At 43.2% G+C, this 12834-nt stretch carries 10 protein-coding genes; 5 read left to right on the forward strand and 5 right to left on the reverse strand.

Translation table 11 applies throughout. The features are described from left to right. Window positions 1-23: 23 nt before the first annotated feature. On the reverse strand, window positions 24-1553 hold the full coding sequence (gene yfcC / locus AC6I7V_RS14625) for a putative basic amino acid antiporter YfcC (RefSeq protein ID WP_255232709.1): 1530 nt from the start codon (window positions 1551-1553) through the stop codon (window positions 24-26). Window positions 1554-1826: 273 nt separating this feature from the next. On the opposite strand from yfcC, the gene AC6I7V_RS14630 reads away from it, so the two are divergent. Beyond that, on the forward strand, window positions 1827-2399 hold the full coding sequence (locus AC6I7V_RS14630; RefSeq protein WP_498012081.1) for a YceI family protein: 573 nt from the start codon (window positions 1827-1829) through the stop codon (window positions 2397-2399). A gap of 177 nt (window positions 2400-2576) precedes the next feature. Here AC6I7V_RS14630 and AC6I7V_RS14635 read toward each other — a convergent pair whose 3' ends face one another. The 3 genes from AC6I7V_RS14635 to AC6I7V_RS14645 form a co-directional block, all read right to left on the reverse strand. Then, window positions 2577-3308, reverse strand: coding sequence for an SDR family oxidoreductase (locus AC6I7V_RS14635; RefSeq protein ID WP_498012082.1), 732 nt, complete (start codon window positions 3306-3308; stop codon window positions 2577-2579). Between the two features lie 343 nt (window positions 3309-3651). Beyond that, window positions 3652-5118 (reverse strand): lytic polysaccharide monooxygenase, encoded by a 1467-nt coding sequence (locus tag AC6I7V_RS14640; protein WP_498012083.1) that lies wholly within the window; start codon window positions 5116-5118, stop codon window positions 3652-3654. 495 nt (window positions 5119-5613) lie between these two features. Further along, on the reverse strand, window positions 5614-6522 hold the full coding sequence (locus tag AC6I7V_RS14645; protein WP_498012084.1) for a LysR family transcriptional regulator: 909 nt from the start codon (window positions 6520-6522) through the stop codon (window positions 5614-5616). Between the two features lie 122 nt (window positions 6523-6644). On the opposite strand from AC6I7V_RS14645, the gene AC6I7V_RS14650 reads away from it, so the two are divergent. The 4 genes from AC6I7V_RS14650 (at window position 6645) to AC6I7V_RS14665 (ending at window position 11355) form a co-directional block, all read left to right on the forward strand. Then, entirely contained in the window at window positions 6645-7706 is a 1062-nt protein-coding gene (locus AC6I7V_RS14650; protein WP_255232705.1) for an HlyD family secretion protein, read from the forward strand. A 4-nt stretch (window positions 7707-7710) separates the two neighbouring features. Beyond that, a complete protein-coding gene (locus AC6I7V_RS14655) occupies window positions 7711-9267 on the forward strand; it encodes a DHA2 family efflux MFS transporter permease subunit (protein ID WP_498012085.1) in 1557 nt (518 codons plus the stop codon). A 172-nt stretch (window positions 9268-9439) separates the two neighbouring features. Further along, the gene (locus AC6I7V_RS14660; protein ID WP_498012086.1) at window positions 9440-11011 is read left to right on the forward strand and encodes a response regulator; all 1572 of its coding nucleotides are present in this window, start codon (window positions 9440-9442) and stop codon (window positions 11009-11011) included. Window positions 11012-11022: 11 nt separating this feature from the next. After that, window positions 11023-11355: an Hpt domain-containing protein gene (locus tag AC6I7V_RS14665; protein WP_255232703.1), complete on the forward strand. Its 333-nt coding sequence runs from the start codon at window positions 11023-11025 to the stop codon at window positions 11353-11355. A gap of 548 nt (window positions 11356-11903) precedes the next feature. Here the strand turns inward: AC6I7V_RS14665 and AC6I7V_RS14670 are convergent. Next, window positions 11904-12833 (reverse strand): isoaspartyl peptidase/L-asparaginase family protein, encoded by a 930-nt coding sequence (locus AC6I7V_RS14670; RefSeq protein ID WP_498012087.1) that lies wholly within the window; start codon window positions 12831-12833, stop codon window positions 11904-11906. Window position 12834 lies beyond the last annotated feature (1 nt).

Raw genomic sequence — 12834 nt, forward strand, 5'->3', positions numbered from 1 at the left:
GATCGCGAGTTAGTTTTCAACGATTAAGCAAAACCCATAAGGTGTGCTGCAATAACGACCACACTCGCTAGTGCAAACAGCAGACCGATAAAGCGACCACAGAATTTAACCCATACTCCCCAATCGATACGACACACGCCCAGAGTCGCCATTAGAGAAGCAGACGTCGGTACGATGATGTTCGTAAAGCCATCACCCAGTTGGAAAGCCAGTACTGCAACTTGACGTGTTACGCCCGCGATATCTGCCAACGGAGAAAGAAGAGGCATGGTTAGTGCTGCTTGACCAGAACCTGACGTCACGAAGAAGTTAAATACAGATTGGAAGACAAACATCAGCCAAGCTGCCATCACGTCTGGAAGACCACTAATGAAAGCGCCTGCGCTGTTTAGAATCGAGTTTAGTACGCTCGCTTCGCTACCAGAACCACCACCTAAAATTAGAAGGACACCTTTCGCACAACCGACCAGAAGCGCGGGCGCTAACATCATTCCCGCCCCCTCTTTAAACGCATCTGCTGCATCATTAAGAGACATGCCGTTCAAACGGAAAATAGCGCCGATGATTGCCACAATAAAGCCCATAGTGAAGAACTGAGAAGCAATTTCTGGGATGTACCAAGCATGAACGACTACGCCATAAATTACCCAACCAGTAGTACCCACAACAGTTAGCATGACGAGTGTATCTGCGAAAGACCATCTCGCTACAGGTTGGTCATCTTGTTCTTGCTTACGGAAATGTTTGTCAGTTGCAAAGGTAAATGATGATTCTGGGTTCGCTTTAATGCGTGATGCATACAACATGGTGAAACCAATACCCACAACGGTAAAGCACGCCCACATCACCATACGGAAAGTCATGCCAGACAGCACAGGAATACCAGCGATACCTTGCGCGATTGCTACTGAGAATGGGTTCATCCAAGACGTTGCAAATCCAATTTGAGTCGCAACGTAAGTGACCATCACGGTAGTAATACTGTCGTAGCCAAGTCGAACCATCAGTGGAGCAATGATAATCGCAAATGCGACTGCTTCTTCACCCATACCGAAGACTGCACCACCCAAAGAAAACAGTAGAAATAGTACTGGGATAAACAGCGCTTCGCTGCCTTTGGTTTTGTTGATCAGGTGTAGGATACCGTTATCAATAGTACCGGTGCGAATAACCACGCCAAATGAACCACCAATGATCAACATGAACATGATTACGCCAATTGCGCTGCCCCACTTCGAGCCTGATACCAGACCTTCGAATGGGAAGTTCATTAGGCCAATACCGCCACCAGACGCAAAAAAGCCAACCGTGTTGTAGACAAGCTCACCGTTTTCATCGGTTGCGTAACTAAAAGAAGCAGGGTCGATCACGGTGCGCGTTTTTTCTGCACCATCAACAATGAAAGAGACGTCTTGGCTTTCAAAAGTACCAGCAGGAATGAAATAAGTCGCTGCTGCAGCGAAAATACCGATTATGAAAATCAGGATCAAAGTATCTGGCAATTGCCATGATTTAGATTTCTCTAGAGAAGAGATAGAAGATGCTTGAGACATAGAAAATTATTATTCAAAAAAGATGCATGAATTATCAATAAAAGCGCCAGTAACTTCAACCTAATTTTTCACTTATAGTGAATTAATAACCTGTAATTAAAACAAAAATAAACAACAACCACTGAAATTGGGAAATTATTAAGCATTAAATATCCACCAGACATTCTAGATATAAATCAAATCTACAACTTTGATTTACCTATGGAATGCAAAGATTGTTTTTTGAACAATACTATTTAGATACATGCATAATCTCACTCATAGGAAACAAACATGAATAGATTGCTCACACTAGGATTAATAGCTTGCAGTTTTCCATTACTGGCATCGGGACATTTTCAGGTAAACGAACATCTATCAACGGTTAACTTCGCTTCGATCAAAAAGCAATATATCGTTGAACCTGCGGTCATATCAGGCGTAAGTGGTAAAATCGACGAGAAAGGACGCCTAGAGATCACTGTCCCACTCAATACGCTAGACACGGGCGTATCTATACGTAACGAAAGATTGAGAGCGATGTTCTTTGATGAGAAGAAATTTCCATCGGTTAAAGTTACGGCAACCGTGCCTGAGCAATTAATGAGTGATGAAGACCTCGCCATTCAGAAAATGCTCCCGGCGACTGTTGAGCTCTATGGTCAGTCAAAAGAGCTAATCTTTACAGTAAACATCGTCAAATCGGGAGGTCATTTGATGGTATCTACTGCTAAGCCAACGGTTATTTCAGGCTTTGACTTTGGTATACCAAAAGAGAGCCTAGACAGTGTGTCAAATACCGTCGGTGATATTGCACTTTCACCCAATGTACCAGTGAACTTTTCATTGGTGTTAGAGAAACGCTAACTCTAAACTTCAAGGCTTGGGTAATCACATACTCCAAGCCGTTTTTAGAGGCTCGCTATAACGGTCACTGTTTTTTGGAGCTAGACGCACCGAGATTTAAGTCTAAATGGTAGATGAGCCTTTCAACTTCAACTTCAACTTCAACTTCAACTCATCATTTCCAATTTAGCGGAGTCATCAACGTCCACCAGCAATATCAATAAAAGTACCCGTCACATAAGAAGCTTCGTCAGACAGCAACCATACTATAGATTCAGCGACCTCTAACGGTGTCCCTCCTCGCTTAAGTGGGATGTTAGGCGCTAAGCGTTCAACGCGATTAGGCTCACCCCCGTCAGCATGCATTTCTGTGTGAATAAAGCCCGGTCTAACCCCATTAACTCGAATACCTTGCTCCGCTAGTTCTAATGAAAGACCTTTGGTTAATGAGTCCATTGCCCCTTTGGAAGCAGCGTAATCTATATATTCAAATGGTGCACCGATTCGAGAGGCAGCCGACGAGACATTGACGATAGAACCGGGTCCATCGATTTGATTAATGAATGCCTTACAACACAGAAAACAACTTCCGATGTTCACTGCCATTACTTTGTTAAAACGTGCATAGTCAATGTCCGCCAAACGAGATTGAGTAAAAAGAACACCAGCATTGTTCACCAGATGCGTTACCTGCCCAAACTCTTGGTTTACGGCAGAAAACAGAGCCTCCACTTCGGATTCGATAGACACATCCGCTTGAAAAGCCATCGCGCTGCCACCCTTTGCAACAATCTCAGCAACCACCAATTCGGCTGCTCTGTGATCTTTGCGGTAGTTAACACAAACACGGTAGCCTTTACTCGCTAGCAAAATGGCCGTTGATGCACCAATACCGCGCCCTCCGCCAGTGACAATTACTACTTTCTGCATCGTTTTTCCTTATCTTTATGTTCCACAGTGAAGACGCATATATTATTCACGTGAGTTGAGTGCGTCTTGAACGTTATGAGATTCCACTCATTACCTTGTAATACACCAAGCCAAACAAGCCCGCGAACACCAAAACTGTAATCAAGATTTTTAACCAGAGAAACTTCATATTCGCATCTACCTTTATATTGTTTTTATGGAAGTTGATGATATGCAAAAGAAATGTGGTGAACAAGGCGTGCTACACAAAGCTACTGGTTAGATCAAAAAAAGCAGAGCCATTATTAAGGGCTCTGCTTCGGTTATTGGTTAAAAACCACTTGTTGGTCAATCGTCAACGCGATTAATTAGCTGGACGCCATACACCCCATTGGTCTTTTTCGTACGTTACTTGTGGGTTATCACCACCTTGAATCCACCATTGTGCTTTCCACTTTTGATCAGCGTAGCTCACAATCTCACCGCCAAGGTAAGTTTTAGTTGCGCTCCAAGCATCAGGCTCTGGCGTCGGTGGTGGTGTGACTTCATCATCAGCAATCACTTCAAAACTAAAGGTCTGTTCACGCTCACTGTTGATCGCATTCGCAGAGAATGTCAGTGTTTCATTTTGCGTAACAGGCGTCGTATCAATCAGCACCGAAGCCGTACCATTGTTCTCAATCGTTACAGATGTGCCAGAGGTTTGAGTGAAGTTCGCTGGCTCTTCCGTCGCAATTACAACTTTATCACCCGCATTAACCACTTTATCACTCTTCACAAGTTCATAGATGTCGCCCGGTAGCGGCTCTACGTTTCCATCGTCATCTTTAATCAGCTTTAGTTCACCTGAAGCACGACTATCTCGAGAATTAAAGAAATTGCGTGAAGGATCGTTTTGGAAGTACATGTAGTGTTCCATTTCCGCGTGCCAATCACCAATGAAAATAGCGCCATCTTTGAACTTTTCATGCCAACCATTAATTTCTGATGCAAGCAGTCGTTCCCAGTCATTAATGTTTGATAAATCGATCTTAATGTCGAAACTACGTGCTACGTCACCATACTTATTGATAATGTCGTACTGAACAGTATCGCCTGTTTCAGGTGCCTCGAAATCGGTTGGAATGTAAAGATCGCCACGGATAAGATCAGGTTCTGGTCCTGGCTCTGGTGGAGGCGTTTCGCCATTAACAATTGTGATATCAGAACAGTTGTAGAAACCCTCTCCTGCTGCATCATTACGTTGCCATCGTACGAATAAGATAGCGTCACCAGAGCGATCAGACGGAATAGTTACATCCATGCGGTACTTACCGCCATTAACTGGCACATTACCTTCAGTCTGAATGAGGTCTAAATCACCCCAAGCCAGTGCCTTACTTAAATCAGCGTTGGGCTTGGTTAGGTAAAACTCCCAGAATGATGGATTGTGTGGTGCCGTCGCGTTAAATACAAACTCAAATGTGCCGGCTTTCACTTCAGTACGAGTCCAACCTGTATGAGGTGCGCCCATACCTTGTTTCTGCGGGTCATTTGCATAACAAAGTGTGCCATCAGGGATAGCAGTTCGGACAGCATTGATGTTGTTGAAGTCAGTAATGTTTTTTGCGTATTCGTTGCGTTGAACAAAAGGGTAAGTACCAGAGATATCTTTAGCGTTCGCACAAGCTGCATTAGGCGGATTACCTGACCAAATACCACCTTGTTCATAACAGATGTTTTGACGAGCACTTGGAAACTCAGACCAACCGTGAGCGTGAGCAGTGGTAGACATGCCTGATAACAAGGCCATACTTACCGCTAGCTTTAACATACTTTTATTTGCAGTCACTTTTAACTCTCTACATTTATTATTTTACATTTCAATTACGTGATAATTTAAAAAGCACCACTGATTTAAAAAGCACCACTGCTTTAATCACGTTGAACTATTTTCATTACGAAAACCAAGAAAATAATAGTTATTAAAAACAACAATTAAAGACAAATTTGTTTTGAAAGGAATTAAAGTCACAAATTTACATATGAAACAAACTTTAACTCAACAAGAACGGACAATAACAAAATTAAATCAATAACTTAAACACAAATCAACATTGTGTACCTTTGTATCAAAAGACAACAAAAGTTATGAAGATCAACCATATACGCTCAAACAAAAAAATAGAGGAGATGTGATATTGAATCCATTTACCCATTGAGGAAGTGTATTTTCAAACATAGCATATTACTTACTTATAAAAGAAATCCAATAAATAAGTAATAGTTATCTTAAGTGCTCTTTTTTAAAATAATATGCAGTTGAATCGGAGTTAAAAATAGAGATTCATTTCGTACGACTTTCTCCCTTATTCACGGAATTTAAAAGATAGTCGATAAACGCTTTCTTTCGTTTAGGCATCAATTGCCTCTCGGCATACACTAAACTCACTGTGACATCAGGCATCTTATAGTCAGGCAGTAATTGAACCAATTTACCCGGCTCAAAGTGCTCACGACAGATGAACTCTGGTAAGACCGCGATACCTAGCCCGTCAATACATGCACTCAGACATGCAGTCACTGTATTGACTCTTAGTTGAGAAGGCAGTTCAATTGGAATCGGCTCTCCATCAGTTGGAGTTATGGTCAGTTTTGGTACCCTCACGGCTTTGTTCGATACTTGAATCATCTTGTGTGGGGAGACGAGATCTTTATGTGAATCAATGCTCCCAAAGTTCTTTAAATACTGCGGGCTGGCGACAATGACTCTGGCCGAAGTTGCCAAATATCGCGATATCAAACTCGAATCAACAAGATCCCCGATCTGCGCGTACACATCGATCCCCTCACCTACAATGTCAACTTCACGGTTAGTTAACTCTAAATTCATCGTCACATTTGGGTACTCATGTAGGAATTGATGAATGTAAGGGGCCAATACTTGTTGGCCTAGCTCAACAGGAAACACAACACGCAGTGGTCCACGTATCAAATCTTGATTAGCTGTCACTTCCAACTCTGCTTGGCTCATGATTTCAAGCATTTGCAGGCTCGATGTATAAAACCGCTCACCTTCTGGAGTTAATACCAAACTTCGCGTAGAGCGCGTGACCAGTCTCACGCCTAAATGCAGCTCTAACTCGGCCAACTTACGACTGACCGTGGATTTTGTCATATCCAAAACTTCGGCTGCATGAGTGAAACTTCCACACTCCACCACTTGTACGAAAACGGACACAGCATTGAGATCCATAGTTACCCTCTGTGCTTTGATTAGTAATATTTGTGCAACAGTACTTCTTATTTTTCCTATATTATCAACCAATCGATTTCATTTACAATTCGTTACATCTATAAGAACGAGATCAAACAAAAATGACCGATTCAAAGCCAACAGCTCAAACTAAAAACAAGAAACGCAACAAGGCACCACTGATTGCAACTGCAATTATGTTAGCGCTCGGCCTCAGTGGAGGTGGTTACTGGTACGGCTATGGCCAATATTTTGAATCAACAGATAATGCCTATTTGCAGGGTGACATTACTAACATTAGTCCAAAAGTATCGGGCTACATTACCACCTCATATGTGCATGATAACCAAGTCGTCAATAAGGGTGACCTATTGGTTGAAATTGACGATCGAGACTATCAAACCGCGCTATCTCAAGCCAATGCTCACTTAGCGGTTGTTGAAACAAGTGTATCCAACCTATTGGCTCAAAAAGAACTGCAAAACAGTCAAATTCTACAGGCCGCAAGTCGCGTTGACTCGGCCAAAGCAGAATACGAGCGTTCACTGCAACAGACGCAACGCTCACGCAGTTTGCTCACTCGCAACTATGCCTCTCAAGATGAAGTCGACAGTATGTTGGCTCAACAAAAAGTGGCTCTAGCTGCGCTTGAAGAAGCGAAGGCGAACCTTGTAGCAAGCCATGACCAGTTAACTGTTATAGACAGTGAGATTGAACAAGCAAAAGCTTCGGTGACAGAAGCGATCGCTCAACGTGATCAAGCACAGCTCAACCTTGATTACACCAAAGTATACGCACCTACTTCAGGTGTGATTGGTAAACGAAGCGTTCGTGAAGGTCTATTAGTGCAAGCTGGGACTCCGTTGATGAGCTTAGTACCAAACGGAGACATCTGGATTGAAGCGAACTTCAAAGAGACTCAACTCAATGGCATTCACCAAGGACAGAGCGTTGAAATTGAACTCGATGCGTTCCCCGGCCACCCATTGGAAGGCACTGTGGATAGTTTTTCACCGGCGACCGGGGCGAAATTTGCGCTACTCCCACCTGAAAATGCGACTGGTAACTTCACAAAGATTGTTCAACGCGTTCCTGTGAAGATCACCATACCCGATCAGAAAGAACTTAAAGGTCGCCTGTTACCTGGATTGTCTGTTGTCGCGACAATCGATACTCGAGGCTAAATCGATGAGTGAAGTTATTAATAACTCGGCACTCTCTGAACAAACGAATAGTGAGGTACCAACTCGTCACTGGATCGCACTCTTTGGAGGGCTAATCGGTGCGTTTATGGCGATCTTAGATATCCAGATCACCAACTCTTCACTCAAAGACATTCAAGGTGCACTCTCAGCCACACTCGATGAGAGTTCATGGATCTCTACCTCATATTTAGTTGCAGAGATGATTGCGATACCATTAAGTGGTTGGTTATCTAAAGCGCTCGGTAAACGCCGTTACCTCACTTGGACAACCGCTATTTTTACGCTTTCATCGTTGCTCTGCTCATTCTCATGGAATATGACCTCAATGATCGTATTCCGCGCGATGCAAGGCTTCAGTGGAGGCGCGTTAATCCCACTCGCATTCTCATTGGTTATCCAGCTGCTACCTCTCAACAAACGAGCAGTTGGTATGGCGCTGTTTGGGGTGACCGCAACATTCGCACCGTCGATTGGCCCTACATTTGGCGGCTGGTTAACGGAAAACCTGTCTTGGCACTACATTTTCTACATCAACATCCCGCCAGCACTGCTGGTGATCACCATGATTCGTTATGGACTTGATGATGAAAAGCTTGATTTAGCCTCTCTGAAAAAGGCGGATTGGTTTGGTATTGCGACCATGGCACTGGGACTTGGCTGCTTAGAAGTCGTGCTAGAGGAAGGCAATCGCGAAGAGTGGTTCAGCTCAAGCTTTATCGTCACGCTCGCCATTATATCTGCAGTCAGTTTGGTCTATTTCATCATCAACGAATTGCAACATAAGAAGCCATTAGTCAACTTACGCTTGCTCAAGGATAGTCAATTCGCGCTATCTTGTATCGCCTATCTAATTTTGGGTATGGCGCTCTTAGGATCCATCTACGTACTGCCTTTGTATCTCACCCAGATACAACAATACAACGCGATGGAAATTGGTGAAGTACTTATGTGGATGGGTTTTCCACAACTGCTGATTTTTCCATTGGTGCCAAAACTTACACAAGTCATCAAACCCAAATACCTAGTCACATTTGGTTTCGCGATGTTTGGCTTAAGTTGCTTTGTAAACACCCATATGACCGTTGATTTTGGTGGGCAACAGTTGATTCTATCAATGATTCTGCGTGCAATTGGCAGCCCGTTTATTATGGTACCTCTATCCTTAGTGGCGATGAAAAACATCAATAGAATGGACACACCAGACGCATCGACACTCACAAATGTCATGAGAAACTTAGGCGGTGCGTTTAGTATCGCGGTCATTGCGACATTACTGGACAATAAAACTCGCGAGCATTTAGCGCATATAAAAGAGTCTTTACCCTCAGTGAGCCAACTTGGTTGGCAAACATTGCAACAGCAACAAGCGTTTTTCATTCAATCAGGTAGTGATGCAGCGACGGCCATGCAGCAAGCACAAGCTAACCTACTCGCCACAATGCAACGCGACGCCGCTATCATGGCTTATAATGACGTGTTTTTAATGATGACTGCGTTTCTTGCCTTTGCGTCCTTTCTCATATTCAATATGAAGGACTAATGATTTTTGCTCGTTCATGGATGAACGGGTGCCGATAAAATGTGAATCATTTCGCATAATATTGATGATTACCAATATCTTAAAACCACAAAACAGCTTCTACCTCACTTGACATTATGCACCTTGACACCTAGATTCTAAATTAGGATAAAACGCTAGGATAGCCACAAAAATGACAATGAAGTTGCCACCTGACCTGAGCATTTTGATTGTCGATGATTCGAAAAGTGCCACCATACTTATAAAACAACAATTAGTGAGCCTTGGAATCTCGCACGACAAAATCTACATCGCTACGGACTACCGCCAAGCAATAAGAGCTGTGGAAAGACACACCTTAGATGTACTTTTGATTGATTATCATCTTGAGCAAACATTCACGGGGTTCGAGTTACTCGGTATTCTTTATCGTAAACGTTTGATAGATCATACAGTAGCAACCATTTTATTGTCAGGTGACATGCGCCAAGAAACCGTGTTAACGGCCTTATCTGGCGAGGCTCATCACTTTATATCGAAACCAATTAAGACCCCAATCCTTGGAAATAAAATTGCTCTTGCGGTTGAAGAATCCCATCAAATAACACAGCAGAAACAGTACTATCCAATCGATACTCCCGCAGCATTGCAGCAAGCATTGTCTGTACCCAATACAAAAAAAATCGTTCAGTATGAAGCGAGCCTAATCGAACACTTAATCGGTACTGAACAGTGGGAACTATTAGCGTATGTTCTTCGAGAATCGTCGACCAACATGCACCCAACCAAATTGGTTGCCGAAGCATTGGTACTCGATAGTCTAGGTAAAGCTCAGCAAGCAATCGACAAACTTCATAACTACCTTATCGCTCGCCCTCTGTCTCTGAACGTAATCGACTGTTTGAGCTGCATTTACGAAAAACACAACATGCTGCTTCCTGCACTGAAATTGGCTATTCGCGCGTTTGAACTCACACCAAGCATCAGTCACAGAGCGATTAGAGCCATAGACCTTGCAGAGAGTGCCGATAACATACAAATCTTAATCAAGATGGGGCAGATGTATGCAACCAACATTTCACCAGCAGATATAGATGTTATCAATTCAATTTCTAACTATTTCCACTCACTTCAAGTAGCCTATGAGAAGGAGACCAGTGTTACCAACAAACGCTCACTTCTAGAACAAGCGAACCAATTTACGAATCAAGTTAATTTGAAACTAACGCAACATCAACAGCAACAAGTGTTAGCCGCTTTGTCTGTATTCCAGTGTCAGGTTTTGCATCTAGAAGGTAATCATCAGTTAGCCCATCAAAAACTCATCCGGGCAGCGGCACTGCTCTGTCATGTATTAAATGAAACTCCCACTGTACTGCTAAACCAGCTGCTTCCTCTCCTTAATATCTACGGAGAGTACTCTTTATACCGAGACTTAGGGGATTTCCTTAAAGCGCGAGGAGAATCAAACAATAAATTTACACTAGGGCATGATACCAACCCAATCAATTGCCTCAATATGGATAGTCTGGGATCTATACAACAACTGAAAGACTACATTAACACTTATCCCTATTCCGTTGCCGCAAAACTTGACTATCTATTTGCCGTCAACAAAACTCAAACAGAAGAAAAACTTACGAACGAATTCATTGCGCAATTACAACAGTTAGAGTTGCCTTATAAATGGAATCGATGGATTAGTGAATCTGCCAGGTCCGGTTTTTCTACCAAGCCACCTAGCCCACTTTCACTATGTAACTGACAGGAGTCTCTATGCTAGATTTTGACGCTTTAAACGCCTATTTGGACAATGATCAAGACGTAATTTTCGCCGTTCTATCGACTTATCAAGAAGACCATGCAAATTCTCTCGAGGAAATCAAAGACCTTGTCGCACAACAAGATTGGGGCAAATTACACTTTACTGTTCATACTTTGAAAGGGATATTGGTGAGCTTTGGCGAAGAGACTGCAACCTCTGCTTTAGAAAACGTAGAACAAAATGCGCTCAAAGACTTAGCACCATCCGATGAGGATCTGGCGGTTATTTACAGCGAAGTGAAAGTCATTAACCAACAGATCGAAGAAGTTCTTGCTAGTTATTGACCAAATATTGTCTAAAGCTTTGTTCGTTATAAAAACCATTCGGCTCGCGATGTAATCGAGAGCCGAATTACTTTGCGCTAAGCGTTAAATAACACCCTCACCCTATCCTTATCTGCAGGAGAGAAATGAAATTCAATACTTATTACTACTACCAAGTCCGAATCAAGCTACAACTGAGTATGAAAATATCAGACCCTGTGTGACAACAAAAAACGCTCACCCACTCCTGAGAAGGTTTTGGACAATTGTGAGTCAGTGACTTTGCTAAATTAGCACTTAACGGCTTACCTTGGATCTAGCAAAGCCTCTAGTAGACAGGCCAGAATCAGTCAGCCACTACACTCTACATTATTCACGGCCATACTCAGTTAAGGTTTGCAGTTTTGATCGCTCATCGTCTGCGAAAATGGTAGAGGCTTGTCATTAAACATATCCGCTGCGGTGATTGGCGTATTGTTGCGTAGAGCTTAGCGTAAGCAGCTTTTGTATATTTAGAGGAGCAGGCTCCTCCTCTAAAAAAGCTAAGAACAGAAGAATGTCTAACATTATTATTCATATATCTTCGCATTAGGGAATTCATTTGAACTACCCCAACCGCGATACATGCCCTCGGTGTTAAACTGAAGTGTCACGCGTCCTTGGCTGTCGACCGCAATCACTCCACCACTCCCGCCCGTAGACGGCAAGTCATCAAATACAACATGTTTAGCCGCTTGCACTAATGTCTCATTGGCCAGTGACATGCGTGAAGAAATATTGTGGCCTACCACATGTCGTAGAAAATGCTCACCATGCCCTGTCGCAGACACAGCACACGTCGTGTTGTTTGCGTACGTACCGGAGCCTATGACAGGTGAATCTCCTATTCGACCGTACTGTTTATTTGTAATACCGCCTGTCGACGTGGCCGCCGCCAAGTTACCATGCTTGTCTTTTGCCACTGCGCCAACGGTACCATATTTGTAATCATTATCAGTTGGCTCAAGGATAACTTCTTGCGCACTTTTCGCTGATTGAAGCTGCTGGAAACGCATCTCCGTCGAAAAATAATTATTTTCGACCTGAGCTAACCCTAAGTCTCTAACGAACTGCTCTGCCCCTTCTCCCCCCAAATAAACATGCGGAGAGCGATCCATGACTGCGCGTGCAACATCTATTGGATTTGGGCTAAAACGTATCCCTGATACGGCCCCGGCATCCAGTGTTTCTCCACACATAATTGATGCATCTAACTCGTGCTTGCCTTGATGGTTAAATACCGACCCTTTACCTGCATTAAACCACGGACAATCTTCAAGTTGGTTAACTGCCGCTTGTACGACATCTAGTGCATTCGCCCCATCTTTTAGGCAAGCTAAACCTACTTCAATTATGCCTTTTAGGATACTTTCAATTTCTTGCTCTTGCTCAGTGGTTAATTTCCCTTTAGACATAGCACCGGCACCACCGTGGATGGCGATGGAATATTCATTAAACATA

It is taken from the genome of Vibrio sp. KUL70, assembly GCF_059725515.1.